At 51.1% G+C, this 20798-nt stretch carries 17 protein-coding genes; 8 read left to right on the top strand and 9 right to left on the bottom strand.

The genetic code is table 11. The features are described 5' to 3' along the window. The first annotated feature begins 31 nt into the window (after positions 1-31). The gene (gene ssb / locus OSH01_RS13570; protein ID WP_266124657.1) at positions 32-529 is read left to right on the top strand and encodes a single-stranded DNA-binding protein; all 498 of its coding nucleotides are present in this window, start codon (positions 32-34) and stop codon (positions 527-529) included. 101 nt (positions 530-630) lie between these two features. Here the strand turns inward: ssb and OSH01_RS13565 are convergent, their stop codons facing one another. The 8 genes from OSH01_RS13565 to OSH01_RS13530 all read right to left on the bottom strand — a co-directional run bounded on the left by OSH01_RS13565 (position 631) and on the right by OSH01_RS13530 (position 9268). Then, complete coding sequence (locus OSH01_RS13565) at positions 631-2298, bottom strand: AMP-binding protein (RefSeq protein WP_266124656.1); 1668 nt, start codon at positions 2296-2298, stop codon at positions 631-633. A 92-nt stretch (positions 2299-2390) separates the two neighbouring features. Continuing rightward, positions 2391-3635: a branched-chain amino acid ABC transporter substrate-binding protein gene (locus OSH01_RS13560; protein WP_266124655.1), complete on the bottom strand. Its 1245-nt coding sequence runs from the start codon at positions 3633-3635 to the stop codon at positions 2391-2393. 34 nt (positions 3636-3669) lie between these two features. Further along, the gene (locus OSH01_RS13555) at positions 3670-4362 is read right to left on the bottom strand and encodes an ABC transporter ATP-binding protein (RefSeq protein ID WP_266124729.1); all 693 of its coding nucleotides are present in this window, start codon (positions 4360-4362) and stop codon (positions 3670-3672) included. Further along, positions 4355-5137 carry an ABC transporter ATP-binding protein gene (locus tag OSH01_RS13550; protein ID WP_266124654.1) on the bottom strand — a complete coding sequence of 261 codons (783 nt, stop codon included), beginning with the start codon at positions 5135-5137 and terminating at the stop codon, positions 4355-4357. The genes OSH01_RS13555 and OSH01_RS13550 overlap by 8 nt, the downstream gene beginning before the upstream one ends. Beyond that, positions 5130-6416, bottom strand: a complete 1287-nt coding sequence (locus OSH01_RS13545; RefSeq protein WP_266124653.1) for a branched-chain amino acid ABC transporter permease — start codon at positions 6414-6416, stop codon at positions 5130-5132. Before OSH01_RS13545 ends, OSH01_RS13550 begins: the two co-directional genes overlap by 8 nt. A 3-nt stretch (positions 6417-6419) precedes the next feature. Next, entirely contained in the window at positions 6420-7367 is a 948-nt protein-coding gene (locus OSH01_RS13540; RefSeq protein ID WP_266124652.1) for a branched-chain amino acid ABC transporter permease, read from the bottom strand. A 50-nt stretch (positions 7368-7417) separates the two neighbouring features. Then, a complete protein-coding gene (locus OSH01_RS13535; protein ID WP_266124651.1) occupies positions 7418-8599 on the bottom strand; it encodes an acetyl-CoA C-acyltransferase in 1182 nt (393 codons plus the stop codon). 60 nt (positions 8600-8659) lie between these two features. Continuing rightward, positions 8660-9268, bottom strand: a complete 609-nt coding sequence (locus tag OSH01_RS13530) for a TetR/AcrR family transcriptional regulator (RefSeq protein ID WP_266124650.1) — start codon at positions 9266-9268, stop codon at positions 8660-8662. A gap of 220 nt (positions 9269-9488) precedes the next feature. Here OSH01_RS13530 and OSH01_RS13525 point away from each other — a divergent pair, with 220 nt between their 5' ends. From OSH01_RS13525 to OSH01_RS13495, 7 genes are all read left to right on the top strand, one after another. Beyond that, positions 9489-11135: a long-chain-fatty-acid--CoA ligase gene (locus OSH01_RS13525; RefSeq protein ID WP_266124649.1), complete on the top strand. Its 1647-nt coding sequence runs from the start codon at positions 9489-9491 to the stop codon at positions 11133-11135. A gap of 32 nt (positions 11136-11167) precedes the next feature. Further along, on the top strand, positions 11168-11959 hold the full coding sequence (locus tag OSH01_RS13520; RefSeq protein ID WP_266124648.1) for an SDR family NAD(P)-dependent oxidoreductase: 792 nt from the start codon (positions 11168-11170) through the stop codon (positions 11957-11959). A gap of 1 nt (position 11960) precedes the next feature. Beyond that, positions 11961-13778, top strand: a complete 1818-nt coding sequence (locus OSH01_RS13515; protein ID WP_266124728.1) for an acyl-CoA dehydrogenase — start codon at positions 11961-11963, stop codon at positions 13776-13778. Between the two features lie 43 nt (positions 13779-13821). Further along, positions 13822-15900 (top strand): 3-hydroxyacyl-CoA dehydrogenase NAD-binding domain-containing protein, encoded by a 2079-nt coding sequence (locus tag OSH01_RS13510; RefSeq protein WP_266124647.1) that lies wholly within the window; start codon positions 13822-13824, stop codon positions 15898-15900. A gap of 231 nt (positions 15901-16131) precedes the next feature. Then, the gene (locus OSH01_RS13505) at positions 16132-17589 is read left to right on the top strand and encodes an NAD-dependent succinate-semialdehyde dehydrogenase (RefSeq protein ID WP_266124646.1); all 1458 of its coding nucleotides are present in this window, start codon (positions 16132-16134) and stop codon (positions 17587-17589) included. Positions 17590-17933: 344 nt separating this feature from the next. After that, on the top strand, positions 17934-18476 hold the full coding sequence (locus OSH01_RS13500) for a ferritin-like domain-containing protein (RefSeq protein ID WP_266124645.1): 543 nt from the start codon (positions 17934-17936) through the stop codon (positions 18474-18476). A 352-nt stretch (positions 18477-18828) separates the two neighbouring features. Continuing rightward, on the top strand, positions 18829-20016 hold the full coding sequence (locus OSH01_RS13495) for an MBL fold metallo-hydrolase (protein WP_266124644.1): 1188 nt from the start codon (positions 18829-18831) through the stop codon (positions 20014-20016). 7 nt (positions 20017-20023) lie between these two features. On the opposite strand, the gene OSH01_RS13490 is transcribed toward OSH01_RS13495, so the two are convergent. After that, a complete protein-coding gene (locus OSH01_RS13490; protein WP_266124643.1) occupies positions 20024-20773 on the bottom strand; it encodes a tyrosine-protein phosphatase in 750 nt (249 codons plus the stop codon). Between the last annotated feature and the right edge of the window lie 25 nt (positions 20774-20798).

Below are 20798 nucleotides of genomic sequence, written 5' to 3'. Positions count from 1 at the left end.
AATACCATTTTAAGATTACAGGATAAAAGTCATGGCATCGGTTAATAAAGTCATCTTGGTCGGCAATTTAGGTCGCGACCCTGAAGTACGCTATAGCGCAGAAGGTGCGGCTATTTGCAATATCTCCATTGCCACGACCTCGCAATGGAAAGACCGTAACTCGGGTGAGCGTCGTGAAGAAACCGAGTGGCATCGGGTAGTATTTTACAATCGCTTGGCTGAAATTGCGGGCGAGTACTTGCGCAAAGGCCGTCCCGTGTATGTCGAAGGTCGTTTGCGTACGCGCAAATGGCAAGGCCAAGACGGTAAAGACAACTACACCACTGAAATCATCGCCGAACAAATGCAAATGCTAGGTGGCCGTGAGGGTGGTGATAGCATGGGCGGTGGTGCCGACTACAGCAGCGCGCCAGCTCAACAGCGGGCACCTCGTCAGCAAGCTCCTCAGCAACCGGCTCAACAACCAGCACGTCAGGCGGCTCCTATGGCCGATAACTTCGCTGACATGGAAGACGATATACCGTTTTAAGTTGTCGGTATGTGTCGTACTAAAGTCCCCTGCAGATGAGTTGCTCCCCAAAGTTGGATATATTTCAGCCTTTGGGAGCAATTCAGTCTAGGAATTGTTTCTTAGTTACGTAAAAGCCGGCGCAGAATTTTTCCTGTGACCGTTTTAGGTAGTTCATCCACAATTTCTATGACACGTGGATATTTATAGGCCGCTAAGCGCTGCTTGCAGTAGTCGATTAAGGCATCACTTGTTACGATGTGGCCCGGTTTAAGGCTGATTACGGCCTTGACTGTTTCGCCTCGGTACGGGTCTGCCACCCCTACCACAGCAGCCTCTAGTACGGCAGGATGACTATAAATGACATCTTCCACTTCTTTTGGCCAAACCTTGTAGCCAGAAGCGATAATCATGTCCTTTTTTCGGTCTACTAGAAAGAACCAACCCGCTTCGTTCATATAGCCAACATCACCAGTTTTCAAATAGCCATTTATAAAGCTAGCTTGGCTTTCTGCGGGCTTGTTCCAGTAGCCGGGTATGATCTGTGGCCCACGCAGCATGATTTCCCCGATTTCACCGGGGGCCATTGGCGTACCTTGCTCGTCAGCAATATAGGCGTCGGTGCAAAACACGGGTATACCTATGGAAAAAGCACCGTCAGCGTCGACGGGCGTGTTTTGGCTTGGTGGCACCGATAGGGCTAGGGCAGTGCTTTCCGTTAAGCCATAACAGTTTCGCATGGGCATGCCGAACTTAGCCTCGAACTCAGCTGCTAGTACGGCGGGCACTGGGGCACCGCCTGTGTAAACGCGTTTTAAGGAGCTCAGTTGTTTTGCGCTGACCTTAGGGTGATTCATCAGCGCAATAAAGGCAGTGATAGCGCCCACCACGAATTGGGGTTGATATTCTTGTGTGGCTTCCGCGACGACTTCCGGTTGAAAGCGGCACATCAGCACAGTGGCGCTGGAGCAGGCAAAGGCCAAAGCTAGGTGCCCTACTAAACCAGTAACATGAAACAGCGGAGACATAGCCAGAATGGCAGCACCATCGGGAATATCTATCCAAGCTCGGTAAATTTGTGCATCTGCGCTCAGGTTGCCGTGGGTGATAATGGCGCCTTTGGGCACGCCAGTGGTGCCCGAGGTATAGACGAGCATGGCTGGGTCGTGCTGATCAGCTTGTTTGATTAGGGGGGCGACATACTCTTCTGTATACGTCGCTTGTAGTATTTCCAATAGATCAATCGCGTCAGGGCAGGTGGCAGTATCATCTTCAGGTTTGATGATGCGTAAGTCGTTCCGACTTTGGAAGTCTTTAGAGCTGGTAACGATTGCCTGAACGTGGGGGAGCTCCTGCAGAACCTCACGCGCTACTTGTTCATATAGGTTGCGATGCAGGATCAGAGTGCTGCTCCCACTATCGTGCAAGAGCTGGGTCAGTTCGTGAGCACGGTTCATGGGATTAATGGAGACCCCTACCGCGCCAGCTTTCCATATCCCTAATGCACAAATGGTGAACTGCGGAATATTTTGTAAATACAGTGCTACACGTTCGCCCTTTTGTAAGCCATTCGCCAATAAGTAGGCAGCGAACTGGTCACTATAATAATTGAGTTGTGCGTAAGTAATGGTCTGATCAAAATAATGCAGGGCTGCCTGTGTGCCTGACTGCGTACGTGCGTGGTGAAACAGGCTGAGCATGTCAGTGTGACGCAGGGCAAAAGGGGAGGAGCTGTGGGCAGGTGCAGGGGTGATAGATAGCCAGGGACGTGTGGTACTTGCGGACGTCATGGTAAAAACTCGCAACCAAAAGAATTTGTGGTGAATCGCCAAGCAGGCCCCGACCTAGATTGTTAGACCTAGATCGGGGGGGGGTTAGCTACTTAACGTTTGGGGCGCTTCATCTCGCACGTGGTGGGTAATAGTGCATCTGCAGCGGGAATGACCTCTTCGGTACGCCAGCCAAAACCAGTGCCTTCCTGTTCCAACTGGACATTGCTATCGTTAACTTTAGCCCACGTGGCAACGTAGAGCGGCTGTTGTAGTTGATGGTCTGCGGCGCGCATTTTGATCGTACCGTTCAAGCTGTCTAGCTCCATATCCTCCATAGCAAACGCTACATCTACCGGATTGACTGAGTCGGCTTTTTTCATGGCATTAGCGAGTAAAGCGACCCCGGAGTAGGCTTGCAACCAAGTCAGGTCATCGTCATATTTCTTGTTGAACTCCTCCACGAGCTCTCTACCTTTGTAGTCTTCATTATTAACGTTCCAGACCCCCACGTATTTCACGCGCTCAAGACCGCTCTCACCCATAGCTGTGGGGGAGCCTTTGAGAACAGCGTAGTACGTGTAGAAGTTAGCATCTAGACCAGAGGCACGTGCTGCTTTGATCAATAAGGCGAGATCCGAACCCCAGTTGCCAGTAATAATGGTGTCGGCTCCAGAGGCCTTGATTTTTGCTACATAAGGAGCAAAGTCTTTCACTTCACCGATTGGGTGTAAATCATCACCGACGATTTCTACGTCCGGACGCACCTCAGCCAACATGTCTTTAGCGGCTTTGCTGACGGCTCGCCCGAAAGCATAGTTTTGGCCGATGATGAAGACTTTTTTCACTTCATCGTTTTTTGCCAAGTGATTAACCAACGCTTGCATTTTCATATCTACGTTGGAGTCCACACTAAACTGCCAGAAGCTGCATTTGTCATTGGTCAGTTCTGGATCTATGGCTCCGTGGTTGATATACAGCACTTCTTTGCCGGGGTTACGCGCATTATGTTTGTTAATCGCATCTACTAGGCTAAAGGCTACCCCCGAGCCGTTGGCTTGAGCCACGTAGCGGTAGCCCTGGTCAATGGCGCGCTTGAGCTGGCTTAGACTGTCTTGCACTCCGGCTTTGTTATCGAAGCCTACAAACTCTAAGGTGTGATCGCCTGCCCATTTTTCTTTATTGGCAATATCGCCAATGAATTGCCAAGTGCGTAATTGATTTTCTCCTAACGCGGCAAAGGACCCCGATAAGGGATCGATAAGTGCGATTTTAACATTTTCAGCCTGCGAGACGCCGGCGAACATGCTCATGGTCAATGCTAGTGCACTGAGTGTCAGTTGCGTTTTCTGTTTCATAAAGTCTCCTGGATTGCTTGTGTGTGATTAGAGCTTAGACCTCTAACCAGTCTCTGCGGACATCAACGGCCGTACGTAAATCGTTGGGCGTTCCTTCAAATACGATAGATCCACGGCCCATGACATATAGCCGTTGAGAAATATCGAGTGCTATTGCTAGCTTTTGCTCCACTAACAAAACTGCGACTCCACGTTTACGTAGCTCGTCCAGATATTGGGCGACTTGATCTACGATGCGTGGTGCGAGACCTTCGGTAGGCTCGTCTATCATAATAAGTTTGGGGTCACCAATTAGGGACCGACACAGGGTCAACATTTGTTGCTCACCGCCTGACATGACTCCGGCTGCAGTATGACGACGCTCTTTTAAGCGTGGAAACATGTCATACATGTCCTCAATACTCCATTGAGAGGTTTTGCCGCGCTGTTGGCCTAATATGAGATTTTGCTCTACGGTTAGAGTGGGAAAGATATCGCGATTTTCAGGTACATAAGCCAGGCCGCGTAGGGCAATCTCATAGGTTTTTAGGTTACTGATGTCTTGGTCATCAAAGTGCACCGATCCGCTAGATTGCACCAAACCCATCACTGCTTTAACCGTAGTGGAGCGGCCCACCCCGTTGCGGCCGAGCAGGCTGACAATTTCTCCTGGTTGCACATGAAAGTTTACGCCTTGCAGGACATGACTCTTACCGTAATAGGCGTGTAGCTGCGAAACATTAAGCAAGGCCATCTGTCACCTCTTTTTGTTGATCGTTAGATACGCCCAGATAGGCTTCTTGCACGGCAGCATTAGCACGAATGTTTTCTGGTGTGTCGCAGGCGATAACTTGTCCATAAACCACCACGGCGACTCGGTCAGCAAGGCCGAATACTACTCCCATGTCATGCTCTACCATGAGCAGAGTTTTACCTTGGCTGACGGTCTTAATCAGTTCTATCGCGGCATCACTTTCGCCACGGCTCATACCAGCAGTAGGTTCGTCCAGCAAGATGGTGCTGCTATCGCCAGCCACTGCCATGCCTATTTCTAGTGCGCGTTGTTCAGCATAGGTCAGTAAATTGACAGCGGTATCGCGTCTAGCCGTGAGACCTATCAGCTCTAATACTTCTTGAGCCCGCTCATGTAAGGGCTTGAGCTGGCTAATGCGCTGCCAGAAGGTATAGTGATAGCCGCGTGACCACATCGCGGCGCACAAAATATTTTCATAGACAGATTGACGCATGAACAGATTGGTAATCTGAAAACTGCGGCTCAGTCCCCGTCTATAGATTTGTTGGGCATTGAGGTCGTCTATGCGGGCACCATCAAAATTAATATGGCCGGTGCTAATAGGTATGCGGCCCGATATCAGATGAAATAAGGTTGACTTGCCGGCGCCGTTAGGGCCGATCACGGCAAGTCTCTCTCCCCGAGTCACGTTCAGGTTCACGCCCCGTATGATGTGGGCTTTGCCAAAGTGTTTGTGTACATCTTTCAGCTCCAGAATGGTGTTACTCATGGTTTGCTCCCTTGCTTGCGGTATCCGCCTCAGCTAAACGACCCAGTAATAGGCGGCCCGAAGGTTTGACGCTGAGCATCCCCACCAGCAGTACAACTGCTCCTATAACCCAGGCCAGCAGGCCGTGGTGGTCGAGGCTGTAACCCCACAGCAATAGCGGCTCTGTCGCTCCGGCAGATCGATGGAACATGAGTTCAATCAGAATCACGGTGCCCACCAGTATGGCTGCGCAGGACAGAATCAGTCTGAGCAGCAAGACGTACTGATGTTGGCGCAAGGATTGCACACATACCTGCCAAGTGGGTTTGAGTAGGCTGCTGATTCCACCGGGTGCATAGACCACTACCAACATGAATACTAGGCCCAAGTACATTTGCCAACCAGCGGTATAGTCGGGCAGAAACTTAGTGAGTAGCACGCCTATCAGGGCACCCAGCATGGGGCCTATAAATGTACCGGTGCCCCCTATGAAGGTGAATAACAGTACGGCGCCCGACTCATGTAAGCTGAGGATTTCATCTGTCGCTACCTCGAAGTTGATGGCCATCAGCGAGCCGCCTACGCCCGCGAATAGCCCTGCAGTCATTAGGGCCAGGTAGCGGAGTAGGTGGGGATCGAAGCCTATGAATGCCACGCGCTCTTCATTGTCACGTACACCATTGAGCAGACGGCCCAGCGGGGTACGAGTCAGGTAGTACAAGGCCATCACGCATATGAATAGCCACGCTGCGACTAAATAATAGACTTGAATCTGGGGGCCAAAATCCCATCCTAGCAAGGGTTCCCCATAGACCCGATCAGTCGACACTCCACCTTCGCCGCCAAAAAAAGCAGGAAACATGAGAGCACTGGCATAGACCATTTGGCCCACACCCAGCGTAATCATGGCAAAGGTGACGCCTGATGCTCGGGTGATGATGTAGCCAATCAGGGCCGCAAAGGTCAAGCCGGTCAGTGCACCTACAATGGGTATTAGCGGCAGTGGCAACCAGATCGCCCCACCGCTGGCCATATTCATGGCATGCACGGACATGAAGGCGCCCAGACCTGAGAAAGCCGCATGACCGAACGACAGCATCCCACTTTGACCCAGCAATACGTTATAAGACAGTGCTAGCACTATGCCCGTGCAAATCTGGGTTAGGTGAGACACGGCCAGCGAAGAATTAAAAGCCTGAGGCGCCAGAATCAGTGCTAGGGCAAAGAGCGGCCAGATGATCAATAAGTGACGGCGGGCCAGAGTACTGGGAGCCTGGGCTTGTAAAGAGCTGATGGACATTGCTTAGTTCTCCCGTTTGCCTAGTAAACCGCGCGGACGAAACACTAACACCAGTACCAGTAAGGCATAAGGCAGTATGGGTGCCACTTGGGATACGTTCACGCTTAACACTGAGTAGCCAAAGGTTTGGGGACCCACAGTTAGGCCAAGAGCCGAGAGCCCATCCAGTAACGATACGTCTATAGCAATGGCGAAAGTCTGAATAAGGCCTATGAGTAGGGAGGCTAATAATGCGCCCATGAGTGAGCCCATGCCGCCCGCTACCACGACAACGAAAATAATCGTCCCTAGTAGCTCAGCCATGCTGGGCTCGGTAACAAAAGCATTGCCGCCAATCACACCAGCTAGCCCTGCCAAAGCGCAGCCACCGCCAAAGACCAACATGAACACGCGCGGAACATTATGGCCTAGCGACTCCACCATATCGGGGTGCGTCAAGGCGGCTTGGATAATCAACCCAATGCGCGTACGTGTGAGTAGCAAATACAGGCCCAGTAACGTCAGCACAGCAATCAACATCATGAATGCTTGATACTTTGGAAAGGCCGTTGTGTATATGGTGAACAGCGGCCCCTGTAATACCTCAGGGATGCCGTATGGCACGGCAGATCGGCCCCAGATCAGTTGTACGCCCTCCAGCATGAGGTAGGACAGGCCAAAGGTGTAGAGTAATTCGGCTACGTGGCCGTGCTTGTGTACCGCGCGCAGACCATAGCGCTCTACTAGTACCCCTGCCGCGCCCACTAACAGGGGGGCCGTGATAAAGGCGAACCAGTAGTTGCTGAAACCACTGATGGTGTAGGCCAAATAGGCGCCCAGCATGTAGAAACTGGCATGGGCAAAGTTCAGCACACCCATCATGCTAAAAATGAGTGTTAGCCCAGAGGAGAGCATAAACAGCAGCAATCCGTAGCTTAGGCTATTGAGAAGGGAGATAACAAAAAACTCCATTCATGTCTCCGTTTTTTGGTAGTTATGAGAATGGTGGTGCTTGTTGCGGTTTACAGCTCGAATAACGCGGCGGCCCCCATACCCCCCCCTACGCACATGCTGATGACGACATAACGTGCGCCACGGCGTCTTCCTTCTAACAAGGCGTGTCCGGTCAGACGAGCACCTGTCATACCATAGGGATGACCAATGGAAATGGCACCGCCGTTGACATTGCACAACTCGGGGTCAATGCCTAGAAAGTCGCGGCTATATAAAACCTGACAAGCAAAGGCTTCGTTGATCTCCCACAGGCCGATATCCTGCACGCGTAAGCCATGCTGTTGCAATAGTTTTGGGATGGCATAAATGGGGCCTATGCCCATTTCTTCTGGGGCGCAGCCTGCGACGGCCATGCCGCGATATATCCCCAGTGGAGTTAGCCCGCGTTGAGCGGCGACGCCGGCTTCCATCATGACACAGGCCGAGGCGCCGTCTGATAACTGACTAGCATTGCCTGCTGTTACTGTGCCGCCTTCTATGACGGGTTTGAGCGATGCTAGGCTATCGGCGGTGGTCTCTGGGCGGTTGCCTTCGTCTTTGCTCAGGGTGATCTCCTGATAGCGACTTTCCCCCGTGGCCTTATCAGTGATGATCTGTGTGGTTGAAATAGGAACGATTTCAGCATCAAAAAGCCCGGCTGCCTGCGCTTGGGCTGTGCGCTGCTGTGATTGCAGCGCATAGGCATCTTGCTGTTCACGGCTGATGCCGAACTTGTTAGAGACGAATTCCGCAGTTTGCAACATAGGCATATAGGCGTGGGCTGCGGCGCTGATCACCCCTGGGTCTGCCTGTTGCGAGGTCCAAGGCATGTATTGATTTTGTATAGCAGAAATATTGTCTTGCCCGCCAGCCACGACGATATCCATGTGTTCTTGGCTAATTTGATGGGCTGCGGCTGCTATGGCCATCAGTCCCGATGCGCATTGACGATCCAATGTCTGCCCAGGGACGGTGATAGGTAGGCCCGCTGCTAGCGCAGCATAGCGAGCAATATTTCCTCCAGCGGTTCCTGCTCCCAGCACTGTACCCACTAGCACATCCTGTACTTCTGCAGGGTCTATACCGGCTCTGCTGACGGCATGCTCTATGGCATGACCCAGCATCGTGGGCGACTTGATGTTATTTAATGCACCGCGAAAAGCTCTACCTATCGGAGTGCGGGCGGTTGAGACAATAACAGCTTCTTTCATGCGTGTTCCTCAAGGTGTAAGGGTAAGTGTTTCTATTGCTCCGATACATCAGCTCATCGGTCAGGGACGGGCGACAACGATAAGCACCTGATCAGCCATTTCTTCGGGACTGTACATTCCTGTTGGCCGATACCAACTCATCATGCCGCGCAAGGTGCCTTCCAATACGCGTACAGAAATTTTTGGGTCGCCACGCAGATGCCCCCCTTCATGGCACTGACGGATGAGCTCGGTCCAGGATTGAAAATATCGTTTACGCAACTGTATGAGCTCGGGCAAATGTCCCGGAGCGGCGTCGCGCCAGTCGAAATACAACACCGCGTGGTAATCGCCTTGGTCCTCAATGAACACCAAACGGATCTCGTTATAGATAAATTGTCGTAGTTTGTCTTGGGGTGATAGTGAGCTTGCCAGTGTAGTTTCGTGGCGCTCACAGACGGTAATAAACGCGGTACGCAGAATCTCCATCAGGATGTCGTGCTTGGTTCTGAAATAGTGAAACAGGCTGCCTGAGTACAAGCCTACTGCCTCGCCTATGTCTCTGACGGTGGTCGCCTTAAAGCCTTTTTGCCGTATAAGACTCGCCGTGGCATCCAGTATGCGTGTACGGGTGTCTTCGACCTCGGGTTTGTTTTTAGGCGCGGTTTTTTGTAGCTTGATGCTTGTCATAGAAAACGTTGAAACTCTGAAATTAGGTACTGGAATGATATTGAGTATAGGGGTAAGATGAAAAATAGAGCAAGCGCTTGGTCATGAGTGTTTATAAGCGTTATCCCTGATTTTTGATGTTTATAAGGGCTTGTTTAATGGGCTGGTAGTGTCACTTCTAGACTGGGCTTATACAAGAGGAGAGTAGGCCTAATCTATGCATTTTTAATGGTGAGGGCATATGGCTATGACCGATTTTTTAGCAACTCAGAATTACACCGAGCAGCATCATTGCGAATTGAGCTTGGCTTCAGTATTCTTAAGTGGCATCGAAGCGGGTGGTAAACAAGAAATTGTGACGCAAGGCGGCTTGCGTATGAACTACCTGGATTTGCACGACAGGGTTCATCGCCTGGGGAAAATCTTACAAGACCTGGGCATACAGGAGCAGATGCGAGTCGCTGTCCTTGAGCGTGATACCCATCGCTATCTGGAGGCCTACTTTGCCGTACCCATGTTGGGGGCGACATTGATGACGGCCAATATCCGTTTATCGGTAGATCAGCTTCGTTACACCTTGGAGCATAGTGGCACGCAACTGATTATTACTGCTGCCGAATTTTTGCCGTTGCTAGAGCAGGTCTATGCGCTGCAAGAGCGTATCCCCCGTATTGTGGTAATCGGTGAGGCCCAAGGTACTAATTTGCCCGTGGTGGGGGAATACGAAGCCTTACTCACACAAGCAGAGCGCGGTTTCCAATTTCCTTATGTGAGTGAAGATAGCGTCGCGACGCATTTTTACACCACTGGCACGACTGGTCAGCCCAAAGGGGTGACCTATACACATAGGCAATTAGTCACCCATACCTTAGCAGTTGGCATGGCCCTAGGTACGGCCGATGAGTACCAGGCTTTGCGGTACAACGATGTGTATATGCCACTAACGCCTATGTTCCATGTGCATGCCTGGGGTTTGCCTTATGTTGCTACATTGCTGGGCCTTAAGCAGGTGTATCCAGGTAGGTATGAGGCGCAGCAACTAGTTGAGTTGGTCCGTGATGAGGGGGTCAGTTTTTCACACTGTGTGCCTACCGTGCTGCAAATGATATTGGTGGAGGCAGAACAGCGGGCGTTGTCATTGCCCGGCTGGAAAGTCATGGTCGGAGGCTCAGCAATGTCGCCTGCGCTGGCTAAGCGTGCGCAGGCCAGAGGCTTACATGTATTTGCCGGCTACGGTATGTCAGAGACCTGCCCCGTCATTAGTTTTGTTCGTACTACTCGCGCTGAGGCGCTGGCACATCCTGAGCGTATTTGCCGGGTAGGACACCCGATGCCATTGACCCAATTGGGCATAGAGGCGCCGGATGGCTCTATGTCAGAGGAGGGTGAACAGGGTGAGTTAGTTGCCCGTTCGGTCTGGCTGACGCCCGCTTATTATCGCGATCCGGTAATGTCGGTCCAGTTATGGCGCGGGGGTTATTTGCACACAGGTGATGTGGCCGTCAAAGATGCAGATGGAGCTTTTCGCATCGTCGATCGCACTAAGGATGTGATCAAGTCAGGTGGAGAGTGGCTGTCGTCGCTAGAGTTAGAGGCCTATCTATCTGAACATGCAGCGGTGGAGGAGGTAGCGGTGATTGCCATAACCAACGAGAAGTGGGGCGAGAGGCCGTGTGCATTTATTACGCTTAAGCCCGCTTGCCAAGGCGATGACGCGTTGATTGCCGAGCTTCAGGATTTGCTGCGAGCACGTATACGAGAAGGTAAATTGCCGCCCTATGCCATACCTGAGCAGATATGTTTCGTGTCGGATTTGCCACGTACCAGTGTAGGAAAACTGAATAAAAAAATGCTGCGCGAGCAATTGATACGGCAAGAGAGTGTGTGAATCAATATTGATAAAAATGAGTGAGACAAAGTATGCAAAAAAATCATGATAAGCCGGTGGGTGCGGCTTTTGATCTGAGCGGTAAGTTGGTAATGGTCAGCGGAGCCTCCAGCGGTATAGGTTTGCACTTGGCCGCAGCCATGGCAAAAGCCGGAGCTGATGTCGCCTTGTGCGCGCGGCGCACAGAGCGGGTGCGGCAAGAGGCGGAGCATTTAGAGGCGCTGGGTGGCCAAGCGTTGGGAGTTGCCCTAGATGTGACCAGCGTGGATTCCATCGATCAGGCTATGCACCAAGTACAGCAGCATTTCAACAGAGCGCCTGACGTGCTGATTAACTGTGCGGGAGTGGCCTTGTTAAAACCTTTTTTGGAGCAAACACCAGAAGAGTTGGACGCTGTGCTTAACGTTAATCTACGCGGCGCATTTCTGCTTGCCCAGCGTACGGCAGCGGCTATGGTCGAACAAGGTGGTGGGTCGATTATCAATGTGGCTTCTACGGCAGGCATACGTCCGGGTGGGTTTTTGTCCAGTTACGGCGCTAGCAAAGCCGGCTTGATTCATTTGTCTAAGGTAATGGCATTTGAGTTGGCGCGATACAAAGTGCGGGTGAATGCTTTGTGTCCCGGCAATATAGAAACAGATATGCATAAAGAGTTCGAGGACGCAGGTTTCACCGAGGCTTTGGTGAAGCGTATACCTCAACGGCGCTTCGGCACCAGCCAGGATTTGGTGGGGGCAGCCTTGTTATTGGCTTCTGAGGCGGGTAGCTACATGACGGGTGCGGTGTTGACGGTAGACGGTGGACAAACGGTTAATTCGCTTTGAGATGGGTGGTAATGTGAGACAAACACTAGAATTTATGATGTATGACTGGTTGCAGATCGAAGATTTGTGCCGTCGTGAACGCTACGCTATGCATAATCGGGAAACGTTTAATTCAGTTTTGGATGTGAGTGAAAAAATTGCCCAAGAGCAGTTTGCTCCACTGAATCGTTTAACCGATGCTCAGGAGCCTGAGTATGTGGATGGCTCAGTACGCCTACCCGATGGCGTGGCTCAGGCCTTGCGTGCCTACACGGATGCAGGCTTGCTCGCAGCGGGGCACGACGAGCAAGTTGGGGGAATGCAATTGCCGTACGTTATAGACATGGCAGCGAATACATTCTTTGCTTACAGCAGCATCAGTTTGTCTGCCTTTCCCATGCTTACGTACGCAAATGCGAATTTAATAATGGCTCATGGTACCGAGTCCCAGAAAAAGGCGTTTGCTATACCGCAGTTAGAGGGTAGGTACTTTGGCACAATGTGTTTAAGTGAGCCAGCCGCGGGTTCTAGCTTGGGTAATATCGCGACGCGTGCCGCACCTGATGGGTCAGCCTATGAGCAGGATGTATTAGGGCCGCGTTACAAGATCAAAGGCAGCAAAATGTGGATTTCGGGTGCTGAGCACGAACTGACCGAAAATATCGTGCATCTGGTGTTGGCCAAAATACCGGATGATCAGGGCAACGTGATTGCGGGCCCCAAAGGAATTTCTTTGTTCGTGGTGCCTAAGTTTCTGCCTTGTGCAGACGGTGGTCTCAATGCAGAGCGTAACGATGTTGTATTGACGGGGCTGAACCACAAGCTAGGCTATCGGGGCATACCGAATACGCTGCTTAGCTTTGGTGATAATGGAGGCGCTGTAGGCTATCGCATAGGTGAACCGGGGCAAGGGTTGGCGCTTATGTTCCATATGATGAATGAGGCCCGCGTTAATGTGGGTATGGGCGCGACTATGCTGGGTTACGCGGGCTATCAGGTGTCGCTGGATTATGCTCGCGAGCGCCGTCAAGGTTATTTGCGCGGTACGAAGTCTGATGCTCAGCGTCATCAGCAGGCCCGCCTCATTGAACACCCTGATGTAAAACGCATGTTATTGGCGCAAAAAGCTATTAGTGAAGGAGCCTTGGCGTTGGTGCTGTACTGCGCTCGCCTGATTGACGATAAGCGTACAGCAGGGGCCGAACAGCGGGCTAGAGCTGAGCTTTTACTTGAACTGTTGACTCCGATTGCTAAGAGCTGGCCCAGCGAGTGGTGCTTAGAAGCCAATAGCCTCGCTATACAAGTGTTGGGTGGAGCGGGATACACCCGTGATTTTCCAGTGGAGCAGTTCTGGCGTGATAACCGTCTGAACATGATTCACGAAGGCACACACGGAATACAGGCACTGGATTTGCTAGGCCGTAAGGTACGTTTGCAGGACGGTGCCGCTTTTGATTTGTGGGCTGAGCAGGTTCGACAGACCATAGGGCTAGCGAGTGAAAGTGAGGAGTTTTCCGCCTATGGTGCCCAGTTGGCCAAACATTTACATACTTTGTCTGCATTGACTCGGCAATCGCAACAGCCGGAATATGAGGATTTATCAGTCGCACACGCTACGCCGTACATGCAGGCTTTCGGGCATGTTGTGATTGCGTGGTTATGGTTACAAGTGGCCATGGCCGCTAAGCAAGATAGTCACTTGGACAGCGCATTTGTTGCGGGTAAGTTCGCTGCGATGCAATACTTTTTTGCTTACGAGTTGGAGCGTGTTCCAGCGTGGTTGGGCTTGCTTGAGAAGGCAGATCAAACAGTGCTGTCCATGCAAGAAGCATGGTACTGACATACATATTGGTATTTAAAATTTATTTGGCAGGAGACTCAGAATGTCAGTAGTAGTTCGTTATACAGAGCAAGGCGCTGTGGGAATAATCACGTTGGACAATCCTCCCATTAATGCAAGCTCGCAAACAGTACGAGAGCAGTTAAAAGCTATTTTGGACTCCGTTCGGGCGCAGCCGCAAGGCATACGTGTGCTGATGCTGCAAGGGGCTGGAGGCTCCTTTATGGCGGGGGCAGACATACGAGAGTTTGAACTGGACTTTATTCCCTTACCTGATCCCAACGACATTCATGGTTTATTAGAATCCATGCCCGTACCTGTTGTCGCGGCGATGCATGGCCACGTCCTAGGTGGAGGACTAGAGATGGCTTTGGCTTGCCATTACCGTGTAGCGCACAGCGGTACGCAGTTCGGATTGCCCGAGGTGAAGCTGGGGGTGTTGCCCGGTAGTGGGGGCACTCAACGCTTGCCTCGCTTGTTGGGGTTCCCTTTGGCGATGGAGTTGATTGTCAGCGGCAAGTCCCTGCCTGCTGCTCAGGCATTGAAGCTTGGTCTTTTAGATGCGGAGTTCGACGATGACTGGCAGGAGCAGGCACTGGAGTTTTGTATTAGTGTGGCGGATAAGAACGCCTCACACCCAATGCTAAGCAGGTTGCCGGCGGTACTGAGTGACAAGGATAAGGCGGGCTTGTCTGAAAAGATAGATGAGTTGCCCGCAGCCGATCAAGGTGGTTATGCCATGCGTGAAGCGGCGCGATGTGTATTGGAGGCTGCTCAATACGATTTTGCCACAGGGTTGGCAAGAGAGCGCTTGGCCTTTTTACGATGTAAAGAAACGAATGAATCCAAGGCACTTAGGCATGCGTTTTTTGCCCAGCGTGAGGCAGCTCGTATCCCTGGGCTCAATACTGCGAACCTAGCCTTGCGTAGTATCAGTAAAGTGGGGGTGATAGGGGCGGGTACCATGGGTACGGGCATTGCTATGAGCTTTGCCAATGCGGGGATAGCCGTCGTGTTGCAGGACTTAAATGCCCAAACCTTAGAGCGAGCACAGCAGCAAATTCATCATGTCTACCAAGGCTCAGTGACAAAGCAGCGCTTGACTCAAGCTCAGGCGCTGCAGCGAATTAATGCTATCAGTTTGACTCTGGAGGACACACAGTTGGCTGATTGCGATCTGATCATAGAGGCTGTATTTGAAAACTTTGACATCAAAAAAGCTATCTTCAAGCGCTTGGGTGAAGTAGCCAAACCTACTGCCATCCTTGCCAGTAATACGTCGTCCTTAGATGTTAATGTGCTGGCCGAATGCTCAGGACGGCCTGCCGATGTGTTAGGCATGCACTTTTTCAGCCCGGCGCATATTATGCGCTTGTTGGAGGTAGTACGCGGAGACCACACAGCGCCTGAAGTATTAGCCACGATTATGAGTTTGGCTAAACGCATAGGAAAAGTGGCAGCGGTATCGGGGGTATGTTTCGGGTTTATAGGTAACCGCATGCTGGAAGGATATCTGCGCGAGACCGAATTTCTGTTGCTGGAAGGGGCTACACCTGCCTTTATTGATAAAGCGCTAGAAAACTTTGGCATGGCGATGGGGCCTTGTCGCATGATTGATATGGCAGGTGTGGATGTAGCGGCTAAAGTAGTGTTAGAGCAGAAAAAAGCGGGGCAATTGGGGGCTGATGAGGCCTATCGAGTAGCAGTGCAACGCTTGTTTGAGTTAGGGCGTCACGGGCAAAAATCAGGCCTAGGCTATTACCGTTATGAGGGCCGTAATGCCGTAGAAGACCCGGCAGTGCTGGAGGTGTTTAAGGCTTTGGCAAAGCAACACGATATTGCACAGCGCAAAGATATCACGGCCGATGAGGTTGTGCAGCGTTGCCTCTATCCCTTAATCGCTGAGGGGTATCGCATCCTAGAAGAGGGTATTGCTTATCGCGCAGGAGATATTGATGTGGTTTGGTTGCATGGCTATGGCTTTCCTGCTTATCGCGGGGGGCCCATGTTTTATGCTCAAACCTTGGGTGAGCAGCATATTAGGGCTCAGATGCTAGAGTTAGCGGCAAGTCGGGGGAATCGGTTTGCTTATTGGGATGTGCCGCCAAGCTTAGGTGTATAGGGCGAGGCTCGCTAATTTTTGGATGGTGTAAGGTTAACGGAGCTGTTTGTTAACCTTTCCATTATTTTTTCTGATAAAAAATAATGATGACGAATAGTCGATAAAAGAGTTTCCTATCCTGATAGCTTACGTAGAATACGTTGTTTACTATAACAGTGGTAAGGATAGCGTGATGGAAGCCATTTTTAGCCTATCACCTCAAACTTATTATTCTGCGTGAAGGAGCAGCTTATGTCAGCAAGCATCAAAAACTCAATTTGGCTGAAAGAAACGAATTATATCAATGGACAATGGCAAGGCGCCCAAGATGGCCGTGTTGTTGAGGTTACTAACCCGGCAGATGGACAATTGATCGGTCACGTGCCGTTGTGCGGTGCTACGGAGACTCGTGCGGCGATTGAGGCTGCAGAGCAAGCATTTAAAGTCTGGTCGCGTACGAGTGCGGCTGAACGTGCGCAGCGTTTGCAGCATATGGCGCAACGAATTCGCAGCAACGTAGATGAGTTGGCTTCCTTGCTAACTCTAGAACAAGGCAAGCCTTTAGCCGAAGCGAAGGGGGAGATTAATAGTGCTGCGGCTTATATACAGTGGTTTGCAGAAGAGGCAAGACGTATTAATGGCGATGTAATCCCATCACCTTGGCAAGACAGGCGTATTTTGGTTACGCGTGAGGCGGTGGGTGTAGTGGGAGCGATTACACCGTGGAACTTTCCTTTTTCCATGATCGCTAGAAAGTTGGGGGCAGCCTTGGCCGCGGGATGCACGATCGTGATTAAACCCTCTGAGCTAACGCCTTACTGTGGCCTAGCGTGGGGTCTTTTGTCCGAGCAGGTAGGCTTGCCTGCCGGTGCGGTCAATATCCTCACAGGTGACTCTGTCCAAATAGGGGGTGAGCTCACAGCGAATCCGTTGGTGCGAAAAATTACGTTCACAGGCTCTACCCGTGTGGGTAAGTTGTTGTGTGAGCAATCGGCAGGCACCATGAAGCGGGTGTCGATGGAGCTTGGTGGCAATGCTCCTTTTATTGTGTTTGACGATGCGGACATTGATCGTGCCGTAGAAGGGGCGATAGCTGCCAAGTATCGCAACTCCGGACAGACTTGCGTATGCACGAATCGTTTTTACGTACATGACAGCATTTACGATGAGTTTGCTCAAAAATTGGCTGCGCGCGTAAAGCAATTAAAAGTAGGCAGTGGCTTTGAAGCTGGAGTAGAGCAGGGACCGTTAATTAACGAGGCCGCGATAGAGAAAGTGGAAGCGCATATCGCCGATGCTCTAAGTAAGGGCGCTAAGCTGCTATCGGGTGGGCGCAGGCATGCCTTAGGGTATGGGTTCTTCGAGCCTACGGTACTGGCCGAGGTGACTGATCAGATGGAAGTGGCTCAAGAAGAGACGTTTGGTCCCTTGGCGCCTTTATTCCGGTTTACGGACGAGGCCAAAGTGATTGCAGCGGCCAACAATACCCAATATGGCTTAGCAGCGTATTTTTACACCCAAAACTTGGCTCGCGCATTTAGAGTGTCTGAGTCCCTGGAGTACGGGATGGTGGGAGTCAACGATGGAATTATCACCACGGAAGTGGCGCCATTTGGTGGGGTAAAAGAAAGTGGCATGGGTCGAGAGGGGTCTTTCCATGGCTTGGACGATTATCTCAATATGAAATATATCAGCCTCGGCGGTCTTTAACAGGCTGCGTATTTTGTACTTAAATGTTACCGCACGAGGGTGCGGTAACATCCGCTTGAAGCCAGTAAGCACCGAGGCCTACGTTTGCTGCTGAGCAAATAGTAGAAGTCTCGGTGTTAACTTTTGTAGTGGCTGAGTAAACTTTACTTGTGTTTAGCCCTAGCCAGTAGGGGTGTATTTTCCTACCATGATGATTCAGCAATGCGACATTCCAGATGCCAGCCCATAACGAGAATCGGCGCCAAGTAAAGGGTGAAACGAGTAGTGATGTTGCCGATGCGTTAGATGCAGGTGGATGAATACGGCATTGCTCCTACTAAACTGAGTTTGTACGGAGTGCAGTCATGAGTCAACAAAGTGCAGTAGTCTACGACGAGATTGATGTTCAAGCCATACGAGAAGCCGCTCGTCAACAGGTCAGTGAGGGAGCGGTATCGTCGGGATATCAGGGCGACAGAGAAAAAATTATTAAGTTGTTAAATGACGCTTTAGCAACGGAATTAGTCTGTGTGATGCGCTATAAGCGCCATTATTTTACGGCGACTGGTTTAGCCAATGATGCTGTTAAAGCTGAGTTTCTGGAGCATGCCCAGCAAGAGCAAGAACATGCGGATCGTATTGCAGAGCGGATTGTGCAGTTAAATGGTCAACCTGACTTTAACCCCGATACATTGAGTGTGCGCAGTCATGCGGAGTATGACGATAACCTTGATATCAAGGCCATGATTCGGGCCAATCTGATTGCTGAACGGATTGCGATCGAGTCGTATCGTCAGATGATCGCTATTATTGGTGATACGGACCCTACTACCAGACAGATGTTGATTGAGATTATGGCTGTCGAGGAAGAGCACGCCGATGATATGAGTGATTTATTGAGTGATTAAGTTAACTTCCCTATTACAGCCGTGAGTCTCCATGTTTTAAGCGCCCAAGCGGGCGCTTTTTTTATCGGGTTTTAGCTTTGTTGTCGGCCTTTTCATGTCGCGTAGCGTCCATTCAGAAGAGTGCTGGAGCTTTTGTCATGGATGAGAAACAAAACCTTAACGTCACTGCAAAGCGCTTTGTTTATTCTGAACAGCATAAGAGATTGTCATTACGTAATATCAGAGCCTATTAGTTCTGAGTGCGATGGGTAGAAATAACGGTAGTGCAATTGCTTGAGCAAGGGGTTTTATTACTATGTATTCGGGCTGAGGCGCTTAGCATGGCCTGTTAAGGCTGCAATAGGTATTTGCCATGAACGAAACGATAACAACAGGTCTACTTGATACGGGCTTGCAAAGCCCTACACGGCCTGGGCCATACCTAGGGGCTGCTCAGAGTACTGGGAGAAAGGCGGTGAGTCAGGCGCGTGTAACCGTACTAAGCGGTTTAGGTGAAAAAAGACCGGCAGCGATATTGGTAGAGGCACGAGGGTTGCGCATATTGCTGGATGCGGGGGGCGCCTTGCATCCAGGGCAAAGCTGTGACTGGTATCAGGGGTTGGACTTGGATGCTGTATTACTCACCCAAGATCAGCAAGACCATGCCGGTGGCGTCAAGTATTTACCTGAGCATATTCCTATTTATGCTAGTGCAGCGACGGCACGCTGTTTGCCGCCAGGGCGTATTTGGCGTGAATTGCCAATGCAGGGTTTTACTTATATTGATGATATTGCCATACAAACTGGGCGTTCTGGTCAGGCTTTAGGCGGGGTCTGGCTGCACCTAGACATAGGGGGAGGGGTATTTTACAGCGGCGATTTTTCCTGTGAATCCTTATTATACCCGTTTGATGTGCCGCCCCAGGCAGAGCTGGCGTTGCTAGATGCTACGTATGGTTTGTACGATCAAACGCGTCTCTTGGCCTCGGAAACACTGGAGTTATTGTTATTGGAAAAACCCGCGTTACTCCCTGTACCTCCCTCTGGGCGCGCGGTGGAAATTGCACTTTGGCGCCATCAAGCCGGCTGTACTGATTGGTCGTTAGATCCGGCTTGTTATGAAAACCTGACGCGTCTGGTGTATGAGGGTGATGACATGCTATTGCCCGGTATTAAACAGCAGTTGCGCGATATTATGCCGCAAGCGGCGCAGTTTAATCCGCACGCCCATTTAATTCTGGCCGGTGAGGCTGACGGAATAGGGGGGGAAGCGGGGCGTTTAATACGGGAAGGCCAGTTTTCGTGGGCCGACGTGGCTGATAATCAGGAGCAGCGCTATTTAATTTACACCGGTTATGTGCCACCGCATGGTCCCAAGGGAAGCCATGTTTTACGCTGGAATGTGCATCCGCGCTTGAATGATTTGCGTTGGGTGGTGAACATGGTAGAGCCAACTTATACCGTACCGTTATTCACCACCATTCACGATGAGCGCGATTGGACGAACGGCGTGGGCAAAAGCCTGTCGTTGCAACGTAGCTGGAGCCTCGCCGATGCTTAATCCATGCTTAACTAATATAGCGGGCTAGCAATTGCTCTTGACGTGCCGTATCTAAGCCTAGTGCTTGCTGCAAGTATTGTTGGGTTGAACCATATTGCTGGGTGATTTGCGTGAACGCAGCATTCAGAAAAGCCGGTTCTACTCCCCAGACGACATCAAGCACCTCGTCGCTTAAGCCACGATTATCGTCTAGATTGGGACGCTTGAAGTATTTTTGCGAAAGCATGTAGTCGTGCATGATGTCGTCTGGGGCAACACCTAGCGCACTGTGCACTAAGGCTACCGCAAAGCCAGTGCGGTCCTTGCCGGCGGTACAGTGCATGAGTACTGCTTGCTCGGTGTTGAGCAACTGATCAAAAACTCGTGCAAACTGCGCACTATGGTTCTGTACAAACTCCACATAGGTTTTCTGCATGACTAATCGTGCTTGTGCGGCAGTGAGCTGACCGTGTTCAGCCTGCATAATGCTGCCCAAGTCTTGCACAATAGTAGGCTCTATGCTGAGCAAGTCATGCCGCAAAAACTCGTACTGATACGGCGAACGTTTACGTTCGTGGGCGCCGCGAAAATCTAAAGCATGACTGACGCCTAGTTCTTGTAAGTAGGCTAGGTCTGGGGCTTGTAGTTCGGCGATTTGGTCAGAACGGAAAACACGCCCTGTCATTACGGGGCCATGCTCAGTAGAGTAACCACCTATGTCGCGAAAGTTGCTAGCGCCCAGCAAAGGGCAGGCCTGGGTAGGGGGAAATAAGGACACGCTCTACTCCTCAGAGAAATGCTCA

Source organism: Alcaligenes endophyticus, from assembly GCF_026344035.1.
Lineage (GTDB): Bacteria > Pseudomonadota > Gammaproteobacteria > Burkholderiales > Burkholderiaceae_B > Alcaligenes > Alcaligenes endophyticus.
Note: the sequence above shows the minus strand (reverse complement) of the source record. Positions and strands in the feature narration are given on the sequence as shown.

What these genes read in the sequence shown, in the direction of transcription:
- ssb (WP_266124657.1), top strand. Translation starts at nt 32, where the DNA reads ATGGCATCGGTTAATAAAGTCATCTTGGTCGGCAATTTAGGTCGCGAC.
- OSH01_RS13565 (WP_266124656.1), bottom strand. Translation starts at nt 2,298, where the DNA reads ATGACGTCCGCAAGTACCACACGTCCCTGGCTATCTATCACCCCTGCA.
- OSH01_RS13560 (WP_266124655.1), bottom strand. Translation starts at nt 3,635, where the DNA reads ATGAAACAGAAAACGCAACTGACACTCAGTGCACTAGCATTGACCATG.
- OSH01_RS13550 (WP_266124654.1), bottom strand. Translation starts at nt 5,137, where the DNA reads ATGAGTAACACCATTCTGGAGCTGAAAGATGTACACAAACACTTTGGC.
- OSH01_RS13545 (WP_266124653.1), bottom strand. Translation starts at nt 6,416, where the DNA reads ATGTCCATCAGCTCTTTACAAGCCCAGGCTCCCAGTACTCTGGCCCGC.
- OSH01_RS13540 (WP_266124652.1), bottom strand. Translation starts at nt 7,367, where the DNA reads ATGGAGTTTTTTGTTATCTCCCTTCTCAATAGCCTAAGCTACGGATTG.
- OSH01_RS13535 (WP_266124651.1), bottom strand. Translation starts at nt 8,599, where the DNA reads ATGAAAGAAGCTGTTATTGTCTCAACCGCCCGCACTCCGATAGGTAGA.
- OSH01_RS13530 (WP_266124650.1), bottom strand. Translation starts at nt 9,268, where the DNA reads ATGACAAGCATCAAGCTACAAAAAACCGCGCCTAAAAACAAACCCGAG.
- OSH01_RS13525 (WP_266124649.1), top strand. Translation starts at nt 9,489, where the DNA reads ATGGCTATGACCGATTTTTTAGCAACTCAGAATTACACCGAGCAGCAT.
- OSH01_RS13520 (WP_266124648.1), top strand. Translation starts at nt 11,168, where the DNA reads ATGCAAAAAAATCATGATAAGCCGGTGGGTGCGGCTTTTGATCTGAGC.
- OSH01_RS13515 (WP_266124728.1), top strand. Translation starts at nt 11,961, where the DNA reads ATGGGTGGTAATGTGAGACAAACACTAGAATTTATGATGTATGACTGG.
- OSH01_RS13510 (WP_266124647.1), top strand. Translation starts at nt 13,822, where the DNA reads ATGTCAGTAGTAGTTCGTTATACAGAGCAAGGCGCTGTGGGAATAATC.
- OSH01_RS13505 (WP_266124646.1), top strand. Translation starts at nt 16,132, where the DNA reads ATGTCAGCAAGCATCAAAAACTCAATTTGGCTGAAAGAAACGAATTAT.
- OSH01_RS13500 (WP_266124645.1), top strand. Translation starts at nt 17,934, where the DNA reads ATGAGTCAACAAAGTGCAGTAGTCTACGACGAGATTGATGTTCAAGCC.
- OSH01_RS13495 (WP_266124644.1), top strand. Translation starts at nt 18,829, where the DNA reads ATGAACGAAACGATAACAACAGGTCTACTTGATACGGGCTTGCAAAGC.